The sequence below is a fragment of the Flavihumibacter sp. ZG627 genome, assembly GCF_000814325.1.
GTDB lineage: Bacteria > Bacteroidota > Bacteroidia > Chitinophagales > Chitinophagaceae > Flavihumibacter.
Window position 1 is genome coordinate 79,199 of the sequence record NZ_JPHF01000009.1, and the last position, 18,543, is coordinate 97,741.

The 18,543-nt window shown below is 42.7% G+C and carries 14 protein-coding genes; 2 read left to right on the forward strand and 12 right to left on the reverse strand.

Annotated features, from left to right (window positions below; genetic code table 11):
• Positions 1-48 precede the first annotated feature (48 nt).
• Together HY58_RS15405 and HY58_RS15410 are read right to left on the reverse strand one after the other, a co-directional pair.
• Positions 49-1,572, reverse strand: a complete 1,524-nt coding sequence (locus HY58_RS15405) for a SusD/RagB family nutrient-binding outer membrane lipoprotein (RefSeq protein ID WP_216593817.1) — start codon at positions 1,570-1,572, stop codon at positions 49-51.
• A gap of 27 nt (positions 1,573-1,599) precedes the next feature.
• The gene (locus HY58_RS15410) at positions 1,600-4,848 is read right to left on the reverse strand and encodes a SusC/RagA family TonB-linked outer membrane protein (protein ID WP_253271590.1); all 3,249 of its coding nucleotides are present in this window, start codon (positions 4,846-4,848) and stop codon (positions 1,600-1,602) included.
• Between the two features lie 212 nt (positions 4,849-5,060).
• On the opposite strand from HY58_RS15410, the gene HY58_RS15415 reads away from it, so the two are divergent.
• Both HY58_RS15415 and HY58_RS15420 read left to right on the forward strand, forming a co-directional pair.
• Positions 5,061-5,651, forward strand: a complete 591-nt coding sequence (locus tag HY58_RS15415; protein WP_039133947.1) for a peptidylprolyl isomerase — start codon at positions 5,061-5,063, stop codon at positions 5,649-5,651.
• Positions 5,652-5,681: 30 nt separating this feature from the next.
• Positions 5,682-6,521, forward strand: a complete 840-nt coding sequence (locus tag HY58_RS15420) for an ion transporter (protein WP_052324194.1) — start codon at positions 5,682-5,684, stop codon at positions 6,519-6,521.
• 5 nt (positions 6,522-6,526) lie between these two features.
• Here HY58_RS15420 and HY58_RS15425 read toward each other — a convergent pair whose 3' ends face one another.
• From HY58_RS15425 to HY58_RS15470, 10 genes are all read right to left on the reverse strand, one after another.
• Positions 6,527-7,216, reverse strand: a complete 690-nt coding sequence (locus HY58_RS15425) for an NUDIX domain-containing protein (RefSeq protein WP_039133950.1) — start codon at positions 7,214-7,216, stop codon at positions 6,527-6,529.
• 18 nt (positions 7,217-7,234) lie between these two features.
• On the reverse strand, positions 7,235-8,920 hold the full coding sequence (locus HY58_RS15430; protein ID WP_172644670.1) for a sodium/solute symporter: 1,686 nt from the start codon (positions 8,918-8,920) through the stop codon (positions 7,235-7,237).
• Between the two features lie 24 nt (positions 8,921-8,944).
• Positions 8,945-10,444 (reverse strand): L-arabinose isomerase, encoded by a 1,500-nt coding sequence (gene araA, locus HY58_RS15435; protein WP_039133954.1) that lies wholly within the window; start codon positions 10,442-10,444, stop codon positions 8,945-8,947.
• Between the two features lie 40 nt (positions 10,445-10,484).
• On the reverse strand, positions 10,485-11,177 hold the full coding sequence (locus HY58_RS15440) for an L-ribulose-5-phosphate 4-epimerase (protein ID WP_039133957.1): 693 nt from the start codon (positions 11,175-11,177) through the stop codon (positions 10,485-10,487).
• Positions 11,178-11,188: 11 nt separating this feature from the next.
• Entirely contained in the window at positions 11,189-12,892 is a 1,704-nt protein-coding gene (locus tag HY58_RS15445; protein ID WP_039133960.1) for a ribulokinase, read from the reverse strand.
• A 121-nt stretch (positions 12,893-13,013) separates the two neighbouring features.
• Complete coding sequence (locus HY58_RS15450) at positions 13,014-13,664, reverse strand: HAD family phosphatase (protein WP_039133963.1); 651 nt, start codon at positions 13,662-13,664, stop codon at positions 13,014-13,016.
• Between the two features lie 2 nt (positions 13,665-13,666).
• A complete protein-coding gene (gene fsa, locus HY58_RS15455; protein WP_039133966.1) occupies positions 13,667-14,317 on the reverse strand; it encodes a fructose-6-phosphate aldolase in 651 nt (216 codons plus the stop codon).
• A gap of 30 nt (positions 14,318-14,347) precedes the next feature.
• Positions 14,348-15,499 carry an aldose epimerase family protein gene (locus HY58_RS15460; protein WP_052324195.1) on the reverse strand — a complete coding sequence of 384 codons (1,152 nt, stop codon included), beginning with the start codon at positions 15,497-15,499 and terminating at the stop codon, positions 14,348-14,350.
• 25 nt (positions 15,500-15,524) lie between these two features.
• Complete coding sequence (locus HY58_RS15465; protein ID WP_039133972.1) at positions 15,525-16,514, reverse strand: arabinan endo-1,5-alpha-L-arabinosidase; 990 nt, start codon at positions 16,512-16,514, stop codon at positions 15,525-15,527.
• 46 nt (positions 16,515-16,560) lie between these two features.
• Positions 16,561-18,540 (reverse strand): alpha-L-arabinofuranosidase C-terminal domain-containing protein, encoded by a 1,980-nt coding sequence (locus tag HY58_RS15470; RefSeq protein WP_039133974.1) that lies wholly within the window; start codon positions 18,538-18,540, stop codon positions 16,561-16,563.
• Positions 18,541-18,543: the final 3 nt, after the last annotated feature.

Consider the following 18,543-nt stretch of genomic DNA (forward strand, 5'->3'; position numbering starts at 1 on the left):
TTCACCAGGGAGGTTTCGCAATGGGATTATGTCTAAATCTAAGTCAGTTTATTTTATCAGCCAGACGCGGGTATTCTGGTTGTCCTCACCTTGCCGATCAACTGCCTCTTTACGATTAACTGAATTTAGAGATTGTTCTGAAAGAGGATATATATATCTGACGGGAACTTTATTATCGTTCAGGTTATCCGGGCCAGGAATGATCTCGGGCAACCCTGTACGGCGCCATTCAAACCAACTTTCCAAGCCATTGAAATAAAGTGCTACCCACTTCTGTAGGGCGATTTTTGATAATTTCTCTACACTGTTTCCAGTGTACGCCACACCAGCCTGAGTAAAATAGTCATCACCCACACTAACATTTATTCCATACTCAGCAGGTACAATTGATTTCCAAAACTCCATGTTGGCCTGTATGCCCTGGTGGTAAAAGGATGCTGCTTCCCCGGTAGTTATTAATCCTTTTTCCTTTGCTTCAGCCATGATAAACTGAAGTTCCGCAAAGGTCATCAGTAATGCACGGGGTGCATCTGCTACCGGTACTGCCTGTCCTGCATCATTACAAACCAGGCATGCAAATGTATATCCCACCCGGCTTACTCCCTGCGGCCCACCATTATAATTAAGTGCTGCAACATCACCTAATCCATTTGGTATTCCTTCTATTGTGGGAGAACCAGCTGCAATTGATTTCTGGGAAGGTCGACCAAAAACCAACAGTCGCGGATCATTTAGAGCAGTTAAGCGGTCATCAAGTGTTTTACTAACCCTGAACTCATCAAACGATCCAACCCTGGTTCCGTACAGAGGCCACTGGTTTGGGGCCTGAGCCTGGTATTTAAGAGCAGCATTATCAGTATTACTTTCAATAAGAGGGAATTTGCCCGGCTGATCTAAAATGGACTGCATTTCGGCTTTCACATCCTTCTTTGAAGATAATCTAAGCAGATATCTAAGTCTTAATGAATTTGCCAGTTTTCTCCATTTTAGCAAAGATGCAGTACCACCTCCGTAAAGTATATCGCCTCCTATACTTGTGGTACTAACAGCTAGAATATCATTGGCTTTTCCCAGGTCTGAAAGGATGCCTTCATAGATCGATTCCTGGGTATCATATTTTGGTGCGTAAACTCCCTCGGACTTTGCTTTACCTGCCTCCAAATAGGGAAGATCACCATATGCATCAGTAGCCTGTGCAAACATCCACGATTTCAAAACCAGAGCAATACCATTATATCCATTTGATTCATCCTTTCCAACAAGAGAGAATATATTCTGCAGGTTCCTGTTATTACCATAAACATCATTCCAAAGGCCATTTTGTTCACCCCATAGATAGCGGTCTTCATTTACAAACTGGATTTTAGCATGGTATTGAGCAACAATATTTCCGATGCTCCAGGCTTCACTTACCTGGCGATTCATCATGTTTCGAATTACTCCACTTAATAAAAGGTCAGGATTAACAGCGGTAGGCACATTCTTGTTTGTATTAATGTCTGCAAAATCCTTAGTGCAGCCAACAGATGCAGCGGCTATTAATACAGGTACTATATATTTAATAAGCTTCATAAAACAATTTTGAATTTTTTGAGAGGATCAGAGTTTGAATGAGAGATTAACGCCGTAACTACGTGTAGAAGGAATTGCATGATATTCAATACCTGGCAACGCGGTACCCCCACTATAACTCATATTTTCCGGATCAACATGAGGCACATCATCCCATACAAACAAGTTGCGACCAACCAGTGATATTGTACAACCAGTAAATGGTAGTTTACCCCATATATGGTCTGGAATATTAAAACCAATTTGCAATTCGCGTAACTTTACGAAAGAAGCATCATACATCACACCTTCTGCAATTCCACGACCTCCGGTCCATGCTGAATGCCACTCACGCGCAGTAAGCTTTTTAGTATTAGGAGAGAAACTGCCATCAGCATTGGCAACAACACCCTGCCCTATAACGCCATTACCGTCTTTGCTTAAATCATATCCATCTGCACGGCCTTCCAATGTTTCAGTAATAATTCCACCTTCACGGCCAACAGTCTGGGTATGTGAATAAAGAACACCACCCTGACGGATATCAAATAAGACACCCAGGATCACACCTTTATAATTAAATCTGTTTCGGAAGCCCATCATCCAGTCGGGATTATAATTTCCCAGTTTGATCCTGTTGGTTGTACGTACTGGCCTACCGTTAGAGCCAAACACCATTTGTCCAACATACTTACCTGTGCCATCATAGAAAGGAGCATTAACATCCGAGTTCTGTACCCTCGCAAAACCTATTCCGTACATATCGCCCATACGTTCACCCACTCTTGCTTCAATACTTACACTCCTGCTCGCCATTACGAAATTGGTAAGTCCATCCCGAAGTTCTACCACTTCGCTTCTATTGGCAGAAAAATTCAGATCAGTGGTCCAGGTAAAGTTTTTAGTCTTTATTGGTATTATATTCAGCATAGCCTCTACTCCCCAGTTCTTAATTTCACCGGCATTAATGGCCCTGCTATTATATCCGCTGGTACCAGAAAGTGGAATATTTAAAATCTGGTTTCTTGTACGGCTGGTATAATAAGTAAGATCAAGGCCTATTCTGCTGTTCAGGAAACGCAGATCAGCGCCAAATTCAAAAGCAGAACTGATCTCGGGCTTAAGGTTGAGGTTAGCTAATCTGTCTGTTTCGCCATATACTTGTGAGGAGCCGAAAGGTGTACTTGGGTTGTAAGATTGAGTAAAGGTGAAGGGATCAGTATCATTACCTACCTGGGCGAAACTACTGCGTAGTTTTGCAAAGCTGATAAAGTCAGGCATTGCAACCATATCACTAAGAATGGCACTCAATGCAAACGATGAGTAGAAATAAGAATTATCCTCAGAACCTAGCGCTTTTAATGATTCTGGAAGAGTAAGGGCGCTACTCCAGTCATTACGACCAGTAACATCAAGGAAAATTACATTCTTATATCCAACGGAAGCTGTACCATATACACTGTTTATACGTTTTTGAATGATTCGCTGATCAGTAACCAGGGGAATGCGGCTGTTTGTAAGATTATAAACACCAGGAACATTAAGCTGCCCGGCTACATCTTCCAGAAAACGGGATGATTGCCTCATCTGGTTGCCACCTACGCTTGCGCTAAGATTAAAATCTCCATATTCTTTAGCGGCAGTAAGAAGGAGATCGCTGTTTCTTTCTTCATTGGTGATATTTACTTCACGATATTGTCCAAATGGAAAACGTTGTGTACTAAATGCCCTGCGGTATTCACGTCGTTCCTGACTCCAATCAGTGGCAGTTCGCATTTGTATATTGAGCCAGTTTGTAAATTCATACTTGAGAATAACATTTCCAATGATACGATCATAGAATTGGCCATTTGTATTCTCATACATAGTGAAATATGGATTATCGTGGTAGTTATAGTTCCATCCAAACTGCCTTAGGCCTTCAGCTCCTTTCATATATCTCCTCTTCATATCCGAAACTTTTACTGAGGAAGGTAACCAGCTGTTAAACAAGTACATAATACTTTCCGTGCCATAGCTGATGGATGGGCGATTATCACTTTCACTCTTTATATAACTTACAAAAGTTCGTGCAGACAACTTATCATTAAAATTGTATCCTCCGGAAAGGGAAACAGTATTACGTCTCAGATCAGTATTTGGAACAATTCCTGTTTGATCAAGATTAGTATAAGAAAGCCGAAAATCCCCATTTTTATTACCTCCCACTAAGGCAACATTATTTGTAAATGTTCTTCCCGTTTGAAGAAAGTTTTTAAGGTTGTCCTTATCTGCCTGCCAAAGTGTAGGTGTTATTTCGGAACCAACAGGGGCATTCAGGTCACCACCGAGGAAATCGATTGGCTGACCATTAAGTGTACGGGGAGAATTATACTGAGGGTAAAGCTGTCCATTAAATGCCGGTCCCCATCCTTCATCAGTTCCATCGGTTAAACCAGCACCCCCACCATTTACAAAGGCAAAGTCACCACCATTACCATTTCCCTGACCATAAACAGTTTGATACTCAGGTAACTTCAAGGCATTCTCTGCAGTAAAATTAGAATTCACTTCAACTCCAACACCTTTTTGAACACGACCCGCTTTTGTCTTTATCAAGATAACACCATTGGCTGCTCGTGATCCATATAAAGCAGACGCTGCCGGCCCTTTCAATACTGACATTGATTCAATATCATCCGGATTAAGAAAGGAAGCACCATTGCCAAAATCAACCTCTGTATTTCCCCGGCCAGATCCCCCTGCAATTGCATTACTTACAGGAACTCCATCTATTACATAGAGAGGTTGATTTTTATTAAGATCAACAGATCTTTCACCTCTTATGGAAACACGAGCGGAACCTCCGATGCCGGAATTACTTCCAACTACTGTAACACCCGCCACTTTACCAGCAAGTTGGTTTACTAAATTCGATTCCCTGGCAACAGTAAGATCTTCGCCTTTTACATCCTGGATAGCATAACCTAGTTTTCTTTTTTCTTTGCGGATACCCAATGCCGTTACCACTACTTCATTTAATGAATTAGTGGTAGTAATAACATTCAAAATTATATCGTCATTATTATTCACATTGTACTCCAGGGGCCGAATGCCTATACCACTAATTAACAAAACATCGCCAACTTTTGCTGGTATACGGAATTTACCATCCGTACCTGATGCGACCCCTTTATTGCTTCCCTTAATTGTAACTGAAACCCCGCTTAAAGGGGTAAAGTCAGTCTGTGACAAAATCTTACCAGTGATCAAATCCTGTGCAAGAAGTAAAACGGGTGATAATAGAAACAGAAGCATTGTCAGGCAATAAGCCCGAGAATTTACCGGCACTCTCATAAATAGTTAGTTGAAAATTTGAGAGCACAAAACTATCCTCGCAAAATGAATGGAATGTTACCAGCGGTTTAACAAACTGTAAACACATAAATCTGAAAATAATTTCATTTCAATTTATCAGATATCGATGAATGTAATAAACTGTACCTTATACCGTGCAACAAAATGCAAATATGAAAAGAAATATAGTGTTACTACTTAGCTCGGTTATCCTTTGTGCATGTTCGTTGAACAAGGCTCCTGAGGGGGTGGTAGAATGTGTTATTAAAACCTCTGAAGGCAGCATAACTGTAGCTGTATTTCCGGACAAAGCACCAAAATCTGCAGCCGCCTTTCTGGCGATCGTTGATAAAGGTTTATATAAACGGAGCAGTTTCTACCGGGTACTCAATGATGCAAACCAGCCATCCAATGCCCCCAAGGCAGAACTCTTGCAGGGTGGTTTATGGAGCCGGACAAAGAAACGTCCTGAAGTTCCCAGGGTGGAACATGAAACCACTCAGCAGACCGGACTTCGGCATCTTGCCGGCACCTTATCGCTCGCCAGGGAACAACCCGGTAGCGCAAGTTCTGAATTCTTCATTTGCATTGCAGACCAGCCCGGACTGGATTATGGTGGCGAAAACAATCCGGATGGCCAGGGTTATGCAGCATTTGGTAAGGTCATTGGTGGAATGGATGTGATGAGGAAGATCTATAACAAACCTGAAAATGATCAGTATTTTGATCCACCGATATTGATCATCGACATTGTAAAACGCTAGATAAATAAAGCATTTTCGTAAATTGTTTGTATGAGTCAAAAGACCGTGCTTAACCCCGTACAACAAAACTGGAAACAGAAACTTTTCACTATCATCTTTGAAGCCGACACGAAAGCTGGCCGCATTTTTGACCTTGCTTTACTGTTTTTCATTTTACTGAGCCTTGCTATAGTAATGCTCGAAAGCATGAAGTCAGTAAAGGCTATATATGGAAAGGAATTAGTTACCCTCGAATGGATCGTTACAATACTTTTTACGATTGAATATGTATTAAGAGTGATCTCTGTAAAGAGGCCGGTAAAATACATCACCAGTTTTTATGGGATCATTGATCTCTTGTCAATTCTTCCAACATACCTGAGCCTTCTTATTCCCGGATCACATTTTTTACTGGCTATACGTGCACTAAGGCTTATGCGGGTTTTCCGAATTCTTAAACTAAGTCAGTTTGTACGTGAGGGCACTACGATTGTTTTAGCAATGAAAGCAAGTGCCCGGCGCATTAGCATTTTTCTAAGTTTCGTTGTGCTGTTAAGTATTATCCTTGGTGCCTTGATATACGTAGTAGAAAGCGGGGTAAATGAAAAATACAGCAGTATTCCTCAAAGTGTTTACTGGGCAATTGTAACGATAACAACAGTTGGTTATGGAGACATTTCGCCGATAACTCCCGTTGGAAAACTGATCGCGTCTTTTATTATGCTACTGGGCTATGCAATTATTGCCGTGCCCACGGGTATAGTTACAGTAGAATTATCAAGAAGCGCCCGTCGCGATGAAACAAATACCACAGCATGCCCCAACTGCTCGGCTTATGGACATGATCCCGATGCAAAATTCTGCAAGTACTGCGGGCACAGTCTTGAATAAATTATTTAAATAAGCTTGATCCCCTCAGATTCGAGTTGCTTGTATTTTTTCTTATCGAATATGTAATAAAAAGCACCCTTTTTAGAAGATTCTTTTTCCTTTTCATCCAGGCGTTGAAGAATTCCCAGCGATAATATTTTGCGTGTAAAATTGCGTTTATCAAAAGCGGTTTCGAAAATGGCTTCGTAGAGCCCCTGTAACTGTTGGAGCGTGAATTTGTTTGGCAGAAGCTCAAATCCGATTGGATGATTACTAACCTTCTGCTGTAAGCGCTCCTTTGCCAGTTTCACCATTGCTTTATGATCAAATACAAGCGAAGGCAACTTTTTAAGGTCAAACCACTTCGCGTTATGAGAATTAAGCAGTTCAGTACTTGACTCATCAATCTTGATGAGGGCAAAATATGCTATTGATACAACTCGTCCGCCCGGATCCCTTCCCACATCACCGAAACAATGAAGTTGTTCCATGTAGATCTTTTCCAGTCCGGTGAGCCTATATAATATACGCTGTGCCGCACTGTCAACACTTTCGTCTTTTTCCGCAAATCCTCCCATAAGTGACCACTTCCCTATTTCGGGCTCAAGTCCACGCTTCACTAACAAGGCTTTCAGGCCTGTTCCATCGAAACCGAAAATGATACAATCCACTGCCAGCAGGAACCTGTCGTAATTTTTGTATTCTATTCTTCCCATAATTTCTGATGCGCGAAGTTACCAGAATTTCACATACAGTGCCATAAGGATAAGCAAGGTAATTACAATCTGAACCACGGTAATCGGCTTCACATTGAACATTCCCTTCTCGTGGTGGAAGGCCTTTGGGTGAACTTTGGGACCTGCAAAGCTCATTGCTACCATAATAGCAACGGTAAAAAAGAAGGATAGTCCCATACTGATCAGGAAAGGTATTTCGTACTCGCCGGCATTGTTCCTATATGCTGTATAGAAGAAAGTGTCATTCCCAAAAAGCGTTGGGGCGAACTCGTTGAAGAATACGCAAAAGGCGAAACCGAAGAGGATACCCGCAACGGCAGCGGCCCCGGTGGTTCTTTTCCAGAACATACCCAGGGTGAAGATGGCAAATACACCCGGACTAATATATCCGGTATATTTCTGGATAAAGGTAAACCCCCCTGCACCACCAATTCCCAGCGTATCTTCCCAGGTGAACATCACGGCAATTATCATTGACAGTACAACAGTTAACCTGCCGATCCATACCATCTTGGTTTCATCAGCTTCCCGCTTAATGTATTTTTTATAAATATCGAGCGTAAAAATGGTTGAGATACTGTTTGCCTTGCCTGCAAGCGAAGCAACGATTGCGGCGGTTAATGCGGCTACTGACAAACCTTTCAATCCAGAAGGAAGAAAGCTTAACACGGCGGAATAGGCGCCATCCATGCCACCAGTAAGTTGGGGGAGATGCCCGTTCTTATGCAACACATAAGCAGCAATTCCAGGTAACATTACAATTACCGGCATCATAAGCTTGAGGAATCCTGCGAAAAGAATACCAGTACGTGCTGTATGAAGGTCGGCACCCAGTGCACGTTGTGTGATGTATTGGTTACATCCCCAGTAATTAAGGTTCACGATCCATTGACCGGCAGCATACATCAGAATGCCGGGCAGGATAAGGTATTTATCAATATGTTCCTGGGGGGAGTCGGCGGTTGGTTTATCGAGGATCATGTGGAAATGGTCAGGAGCATCCTGCATCAACACCTTAAATCCGGCGATAGCATCACTCCCCAGTCCAAATTTTTCACTAACCAGTGTTAAAGCCATATAGGTAGTTGCCAGTCCACCGATAATAAGCACACCAACCTGGATAACATCTGTATAGCCAATCACTTTCATTCCACCCAGCGTTATGATGATTGCGAAGATCGCCAGGGCCACCATAACAGTATGGAGGTATTGACCGCCAAGCAAGCCGTCAATGGCTATTGCGCCGAGATAAAGAATAGAGGTCAGGTTTACAAATACATAGAGGAAGAGCCAGAATATAGCCATAATCAATGCCACCGTTTCGTTATACCGGATCTTCAGGAACTGAGGCATGGTATATATCTTGTTCTTAAGATAGATTGGTATAAACCAAACCGCAATAATGATAAGTGCCAATGCGGCGATCCATTCATAGGCTGCTACTGCAATCCCAACGAAGAAACCGTTTCCACTCATACCGATGAATTGTTCGGCAGAAATATTGGATGCGATGAGGGAGGCCCCAATAGCCCACCATGTAAGAGATCCTTCAGCAAGGAAGAAATCCTTAGTATCCGTAACAGCTTTTTTCTTTTGATTATAGATCCAGATTCCATATCCCGCCACCACAACAAAATAGATGAGGAAGACGATTATATCGGCAGTTGAGAGTTGGTTAATCATGACAAGCTAGCCCGTTGTTTATGGTTAAGAATTGATTTGGAAATATACATCACTCCAGCGCAATTCATTCTTGAATTGATAAAGATTTGTGTTCTTTCCGATGAGTACATACTCAATACCGCTCATATCTGCGAAGTCTTCAAGGTGTTCAGTTCTGAGGTTCTGGCTGTAACAGGTATGGTGTGCGCCACCAGCGAGTATCCATGCCGCACATCCTGTTTGCATATCGGGCAGTGGTTTCCACAACACCCTTGCTACTGGGAGGTTAGGAATATCATGTACCGGGGCGATGGCCTCCACTTCATTTACAAGCAACCTGAATCTGTTGCCCATATCAATAATAGAAGCATTAATGGCGGCACCTCCATCTACATTAAAGATCAACCTTACCGGGTCAGCTTTCCCGCCAATTCCTAATGGATGAACAGCGCATGCCGGCTTACCATGAGCAATTGATGGGCAGATCTCCAGCATATGTGAGCCAAGCACCATAGGGTTTGCCGGATCGAAATGATAAGTATAATCTTCCATAAAAGAATTTCCTCCCTGTAGTCCGGTTCCCATCACCTTCATGGCGCGTACCAGTGCTGCAGTTTTCCAATCGCCCTCACCTCCAAAGCCATACCCTTCAGCCATCAGACGCTGTGTGGCGATACCGGGCAGCTGCACCATTCCATGGAGGTCTTCAAAAGTATCTGTAAACCCTTTAAAGCCCCCCTGCTCAAGAAAATACCGCAATCCAATTTCAATTCTGGCTGCTTCTTTCAGAGAGGAACGTTGCGAACCATTTTTGCTTAATACATCTACCAGCTTGTACTGTTCATCGTATTCCTGGCAAAGCCGATCAATGTCTGCATCTGAAACTTCAGAAATAACTTTTACCAGGTCACCTATCCCATAAGTGTTGACGGAATAACCGAATTTTAGTTCAGCCTCTACTTTATCGCCTTCTGTAACTGCCACTTGGCGCATGTTGTCTCCAAATCGGGCAAATTTTGCACCCTGCCAATCGGCCCATCCGGCGGCAGCCCTTGCCCATACATTGATGCGTTCATGCACTGCAGGATCTTCCCAATGGCCAACAACCACTTTACGGCGCATATGCATGCGGGTCATCATGAAACCGAACTCACGATCGCCATGAGCACTCTGGTTCAGGTTCATAAAATCCATGTCGATCTGTGACCATGGTATATCCCGATTGAATTGGGTGTGCAGATGAAGTAATGGCTTCTGCAATATTTTTAACCCCCTGATCCACATCTTGGATGGAGAGAAAGTATGCATCCAGGTGATCACACCGATACAATTTTTTGCATTATTCACTTCCTGGCAAATCGAAAATATTTCATCAGTTGTGGTTAAAATCGGCTTATACACTACTGTAACAGGTATGGATGTAGCAGCACTAAGTGATCTGGTAATTGTTTGCGAATGCTCAGCAACCCGTTTTAATGTCTCTTCTCCGTAAAGATGCTGGCTTCCTGTAAGGAACCAGACCTCAAGATGTTTGAGGGAACCCATGTTTATTATATTTTGATGGCTTGTTGTAATTCGAAATTATTTATTGGCCGTAATAAGCATTATCGCCGTGTTTCCGGTCATAGTGTTTTTTGATCAGTGCATCTTTTAATCTTGTTGCATTCGGATTGATTTGTTCTGTATATAGGGCCATTTTTGCCACTGTCTCAAGAACAGCACAGTTATAAACTGCCTTAGCTGCATTCTTACCCCAGGTAAAAGGTGCATGGTTACCCACCAGTATCATTTCTACTTCTTTAAAATCAAGATTGCGTTCTTTGAAACATTCCATTATCTGAAAACCTGTCTGGTATTCATAATCGCCCTGTATCATTGAATCAGGCATAGGAGCTGCACAAGGAATATCAACCGTTGTATGATCTGCATGCGTAGTTCCGAAAATTGGGATATCCCTTTGTGCCTGCGCCCATGCGGTAGCATAAGTGGAATGTGTATGAGCTATTCCTCCTATACCTTCCCAGTGATTATATAATACGGCATGTGTTTGAGTATCAGAGGATGGTCGTAGATCACCATCCACTACTTTACCATCAAAATCCACTATGACCATTGCATCTGCAGTTAGCTGATCATAAGGAACGCCACTTGGCTTGATCGCAAAAACCCTCCGACTCCTATCTGCAGCACTTACATTTCCAAAGGTGAAAAGCACCAGGCCGAGCCTGGGCAACTGCATATTTGCCTCAAAGGCTTCTTGTCGAATCTGATGAAACATAGATAATTACATTAATTATTAACAGGTGATGTCTCTGCAGTATTTATGGTTTGGTAGGTTGCAATGTAATTACCCAGTTCCAGGTAACGCTGGTACCTTCTTTCATAATGATTGGCATTCTTAGGATCAGGATAGTATTCTGCATCAAATCCCTGCCCCATTATATCCATTGCATCTTCCACTTTACCAAAAATGCCTGCAGCAGTAGCGGCAAACATGGCAGCTCCCGCGGCACAGGTCTGTTCTGACCGATGAATTCGTATAGGCATTTGCATAACATCAGACATCACCTGCATAATATAGGGCGACTTTCTTGCCACACCGCCTAATCCAATTAACCCCTTCACAGGAACACCCTGTTCATTAAAACGATCGACGATTGCCCTTGCGCCAAAACATGTAGCTTCAATCAGCGAGCGAAGTATCCTTGGAGCATCTGTTCCCAGGTGCAGCCCCGTTATGGTGGCCTTCAAGAGTTGATTGGCATCCGGCGTGCGACGTCCGTTCAGCCAGTCAATTGCCAGTTCATCGTTTTCATCCAGCGGCAATGCAGCGGCCTGTTGCGAAACTTCCTTTATGAATCGTTCATTCAGTTCTTCTTCCAGGATCGCAGCCAAACCAGCATCAATATGCGATGATGTACGCAACATTTTACCGATGGATTGTGTGGTCATTTTTCTAAACCATGCATATGTATCGCCAAAGGCCGACTGGCCCGCCTCCATGCCCATCATGCCCGGGATAACTGAACCTGGCACCTGCCCGCAAATACCCTCTACCAAGATATGCTCTACTTCATCAATAGGCGCCACCAACATATCGCAGGTAGAGGTGCCCATCACTTTACTCAGATGATAAGGTTCTATCTGTCCACCCACGGCACCCATATGCGCATCAAAAGCTCCTATACCAATTATAACATCAGTTGATAATCCAAGTTTCTCTGCCCATTCAATTGAAAGATTACCTGCTGCCTTGTCGGCGGTAAAGGTTTCTGTAAATAATCGTGATCTGTATCCGGAAAGCAAAGGATCAAGGGAGCTAAAGAAACTATCGGGAGGTAGCCCATCAAATTCTTTTGCCCAAAGGGCTTTATGGCCTGCTGAACAAACACCCCGCTTTAACTGAGTAACATCAGTGCCACCTGTTAAAAGAAAAGGTATCCAATCACATTGCTCAACCCAGGAATAATAGCTACCGCGAACAGCCGGGTCAGTACGAAGGATATGAAGCAATTTTGCCCAAAACCATTCGGATGAATAAATTCCGCCAACAAAGTCGAGGTAATTGATATCGAATTTCAATGCATGTTCATTTATCTCCGCTGCTTCCCTAACAGAAGTATGGTCTTTCCATAAAATGAACATTGCGTTGGGATTATTCTCAAATTCAGGGCTGAGGGCCAGAGGAGTGCCCGTGCGATCTACAGCAACCGGGGTGGATCCTGTTGTATCAACAGAAATGGCTTTTACTCTTGAAGCAACTGCAGTTCCCGCAATACGAAGGCATTCATTCACCGTTTCCTCCAACCCTTCAATATAATCCAAAGGATGCTGACGGAAACGGCTTGATGCCGCATCACAATAAAGACCATCCCTCCAGCGGGGGTAATAATATACAGAAGAGGAAACTTCAGCACCAGTGGCTGTATCTACAATTACCGACCGAACTGAGTCCGTGCCGTAATCAACCCCAATGACAAACAAATCTGACATATTCTTCTTATTATGACATGCAATTCAGTGCCAATATACAACTAAATTAATATTAAATGTATATTTTACATTTATTTATTAGTTTCTTTCCATAGAGTCGCAGAGTCCATACAGCGAGTGGTTATAGCTGATTAAAATCGGCTATAAATCGAATGATATTGTTATAGTTCCTGAATTCGCTTTCATCATGCATGGTGGTTAATACCACGCATTTCATCCCCGCATTCTGAGCTGCTTCAACTCCTTTTGGTGCGTCTTCGAAAACCACACATTCAGAGGCACTTAATCCCAGTTGGGAGGCACATTTCAGGTATGTATCAGGATGAGGTTTACTTACCATCACATCGTGTGCACTCACAACAACATCAAAATAATGGCGGATTTGCAGGTTGTCCAGTACAAAATCAATATTAAAGGGGATAGCAGCTGAACCAATCGCCATTTTTATTCCTTTTTGTTTCAATTCATCAAGCAAACGGGGTAAACCATCAATAAGTTTAAGCGCTGGGTAAAATGCCGACTGGTAACGTCTCTCCTTTTCCATAGAAAGCTCCTTCATTTCAAGATCGCTGAATCTAGCTTCGCCAAAGATCCTTACCAGGAGCTCTTCATTTTTCCCATACATTTCAGCTTTCAATCTCTCATAATCCAGAGCTGCTCCAAGATCATCATTAAGTATTGATGACCAGGCCTGCACATGGTAGGCCATATCATCTATCATGGTACCATTCAGATCAAACAAGTAAGCCTTAAACTGCGGGAGTAGGATCATAGTTACATTTTCTTTGCATCTTCCAGGAATTTCGCAAGTCCGATATCTGTAAGTGGATGCTTAAGCAAGCCAAGGATAGGATCCAGGGGCGAGGTGATCACATGAGCACCGGCTTCAGCGCAATCAATTATATGGTTAGCATTACGTATTGATGCTGCCAGTATCTGGGATTTAAATCCCTGTACCGCATATATAGAAGAGATCTGGCTGATAAGCTGCATCCCATCCCATCCACTATCATCAATACGCCCTATAAAAGGCGATACATAAGTGGCACCCGCCTTTGCAGCAAGTATCGCCTGTCCGGCAGAAAAGATCAAAGTACAATTGGTTTTGATGCCATTATCAGTAAACCACTTGATGGCCTTCACCCCATCTTTGATCATTGGCACTTTTACAACGATGTTTGGATGCAATGCGGCCAACACTTTTCCTTCCTCAATTATTGTATTGAAATCTGTCCCTAATACTTCCGCACTAATATCACCTTCAACAATCTCACAAATATTTCTGTAATGTTGAAGAACGGCCTCATTGCCTTTGATGCCTTCTTTAGCCATCAGGGAAGGGTTGGTTGTTACACCATCCAGAATACCTAATGCATTCGCCTCTCTTATCTGATCAAGGTTTGCTGTGTCAATAAAAAACTTCATCTGCCGCTGTTTTCTGTTTGGTTATTAATTCTATTTAAGTCCTGCTTTATATATTGTTTCAGTATGATATTTTTGTCCGGGTTGCAGAATAGTTGAGGGAAATTCTTTCTTATTCGGAGAGTCGGGAAAGTGTTGTGTTTCCAGACAAAGTGCCGTATGAAGATTAACCGGATTACCAGTATGATTGATAAATTTACCATCAAGGAAATTGCCTGAATAGAATTGCAATCCTGGTTCTGTTGTATGCACCTGAAGGTAGCGTCCGCTCAATGTATCAGTAAGTGTTGCCACCTGTGCTAATGATCCCTCTTTATTATTGAGCACCCAGTTATGGTCATAGCCTCCGGGAACCTGTGCTATCCTTCTCCCAATAGTAGTAGGGGTTGTAAAATCAAAGGGTGTTCCGGCTACTGCACGTATTTCCCCGGTTGGTATGAGACCTTTGTCCACTGGTGTATAAGCCACCGCATCGATCTGGAGCTCGTGATCCAAAATAGTTTTCATTACATCACCAGTAAGATTGAAATAACTATGATTGGTAAGATTCACCGGTGTGGGTTTATCCGTTGTTGCATCATAAACAATCCGTAATTCATCATTATCAGACAACGTATACATAACTGTTACCTTAAGGTTGCCCGGATAGCCCTCCTCTCCATCTTTGCTTTCATACCGAAGCGTAATTGATGGGATGCTGTCAACTAAAGCATCCGCCACCCAAACTACTTTATCAAATCCCTTTTCACCACCATGGAGATGATTTTCTCCATCGTTTGTGGCAAGCGTATAAGTGTCCTTTCCTATAGTAAATTTTCCACCCCCAATTCTGTTTCCATAACGGCCTATGATCGCGCCAAAATAGGGTGGGCTTTGCAAATAGGGGGACAAACTATCAAAACCCACAACAATACTGCTATAATTTCCGGTTTTATCTTTTGTTTCAAATGCCGTAACAATCGCGCCGTAATTGGTAATCTTAACTGAGGTCCCATTTTTATTGATCAATGTATAAAGATCTACTTCCCTGTTATCAAACATTCCCCATGATGCTTTATGAATTCCGGGGTCGGGAGATCCCTTCTTAATCAATTGTTCTCCTGATTCTTTTTGCTCCTCATTTTTACAGGAAGGAGTAGTTAATGCCAGGGCCCCTGCGGCAAGTAATAAAGTCATTATTTTCATATTAACATCGTTTATTTTTATTTGGTTAGCGGGGCACGAATGGCCATCCATTTCGCCATTGCATCTCGTGAATTATTAGCTTTGGCCTGCCGTTATCATTGGCATCGTACCCATGACAAACAAGATAATCCTTTCCTCCCTCCGATACAACAGCATTATGGCCTACGCCATACCATTGACGGTTGCCTTCAAAAACAGTGGTTCCTCCTCCAAGGTTCATGGCTAAGCCATCCCAATCCATATATGGACCTTCAAGTTTTTCGGACCTTCCAACAACTATCTTATAAGTACTGCGTTCACCCCTGCAGCAATAATCAAATGAAACGAAGAGATAATAATAATTATCTCTCTTTATGATAAATGGCGCTTCAATTGCGGCATCACCGGCTGCAGTATCGGGCAAATAATAACTGCGCTGCCTTGCTGCCACAGTAAACCATTGTTCTGGAATTGCGGGGGCATCCTGGTCATTATTAAGTCTTACCAGTTTCATTCCATTCCAGAATGAGCCAAATACCAGCCAGGGTTGACTATTATCATCTCGGATAAGATTGGGATCAATAGCATTCCACATATCCCGACCAGGTACAGATTGGATGACCTTTCCCTTATCTATCCATTTAAAATCAGCAGATGACGGATCCAGTGTTTTATTAACTGCAACACCAATTGCCGATGTGTTCTTTCCAAAGGCAGATACACTGTAATACAGAAAATAGTTCTTTCCATCAAAGCTTATATCCGGCGCCCAAGTATGCCCGCGGTAACCTGGAATGGTTTGGACAGCCCATTGAGGTGGTTCGGAAAATACCGGCTTTTCAGGCTTCCAGTTCTTCATATCTGCTGAACTCCATACACTGATTCCCATTCCAGTTGCAAATAAATACCATTTGCCCTTTTCTTTAATAAGCACCGGATCATGCACAGATATTTGTGAGGGCATGGCAGGCTGTGCCATAGCCATGCAAGACAAAAGCAATAAAGAAGTAAAGATTAAAATATTGAGACGGCTCATGAATGAATTATTCGCTAATCTTAAAGTTATGCGTACCTGGAATTAATCACTTCTTCAAAGCAATGCGAACTACTGTAAGCGATTGTGGTGCCAGAAGAAGCTTCATTTTAGAGCCTTTGCTTTTAATAACAGATTCAACAGGAGCCACAGTCATTGGTGAATCAATAGAATTCACAGTATTTAGATCATCGCTTTTTAAAACCAACATTTTAAGAGAGTCATCTTTTCGCTTCACCCCCTTGATTTTCAAATTCCTTTCCACTTGTTTCCCCGAAGCATTCACAATCTTCAAGATTAGTTCACCTTTATCTTCATCAAGCACTGCGGAAGCATATAAACTGTCTTTACCCGTTAGTGGCAGTTGGTTTTTTGTGATTTCAACAACATGGGTACCACGATTTGTTGAAAAAAGCTTCTGTACATAATAATTGGGGGTCCCATATACTTTTAAGTTATCCACCCATATAAGATCAGGTGTCCACTGCCAACCATCTACATGCGCAAATAAAGGAGCATAAGAAGCCATATGAACCACCTCAGCATTCCTTTCTAGTCCAGTAAGAAACGCTGCTTCTGCCATTGCTGTAAGCCAGTTATTCCGGTTATTGATGCTCACCGTTTTGTCGCTTTGGGCAGCGTACTCACCTGCAAACACTTTTGAACCTTTACGATTATAAGAATCATATCGGCCTGCGTTACTGAGAAACCATTCCGGACGACGATAATAGTGTTCGTCTATAATATCAGCACCCATGTTGCGAAGCTCCTTATTAAGGTATTCGAATCGCTCACCTTCAGGATCAGTACCGGAACTGTTCACAATTTTAATAGATGGATACTTTTCCTTAATTGCCTTCGTAAAAATCTTTAGCCTTTCTACATACTGGGGCCCCCAATTTTCATTCCCGACTCCAATATATTTCAGGTTGAAGGGGGAAGGATGTCCTAGTGCGATGCGAACCTTTCCCCAATACGTTGTGGCATCCCCGTTAGCAAACTCAATAAGGTCCAGTGCATCCTGAACATAGGGCTGCAGTTGATGAAGGGGAACCACCTCAGCGGTGTTGAACTGGCAGGCCATGCCACAATTAAGGATAGGCAGTGCCTCGGCACCCATATCTTCCGCCATCTGAAAATATTCGAAAAACCCTAGACCAAACGTTTGAAAATAGTCGGGTGTGGGCCTGTGCGCGAATTCCGTATTCCACCGATTAATGATCTGCTGGCGTTGTTCAATTGGGCCGATCGTTTTTTTCCATTGATACCTTACGCCAAGATCATGACCTTCCACAATGCATCCTCCCGGAAAGCGGATAAAGCCAGGTTTCATATCAGCCAGCATCTGTACCATATCTGCGCGAAGTCCCCCCTTGCGTCCCTTCCAGGTATCAGTGGGAAAAAGAGAAATCATATCCAGATCTATCTGGCCATTGCCTTCGAACCATATTCTGAATTGCCCTTTTGCAACAGTAGAAGTAGCATTCAAACTCACTGCACCCTGCTTCCATTCGTTGGTAGATTCAGGAGTAAACACAGCGCTTCCAATATTTTCGCCATTGTCACTCAAGAGCTCAAGGTGCATTATCAGTCCTTTTACAGGCTGGCGATACCATACAGAAAAATCATATTGGAGATCTTTTTTAATTCCCATACCACGGAAACCCTCATTAGTAATACCCAGACTTCCTTTTGTTGCTGATTCAGTGCTTACACGTAAGAATCTGGGATTTTTTTCAGATTCAAATCCGCGGTTAATGACCAGGAAATTCCCCTCTTTCACCTTGCCTTCTGATTTCCATCCCATCAATGGTTTAGTGAATTCAAAGGAACGGTTCTTCACCAATTCTGCGTACATGCCTCCATCGGCGCCAAGATTAATGTCTTCAAAAAACACTCCCCACATAGTAGGTTGTATTGGTGCAATTTTATGTTCTGCATTAACTACTATGTCTGCATTCTCTTGCGCATGCATGGCTCCATTAAATGAAAAAAGCAAGGCAACTAATAGTAAAATCCTATACATCATTGA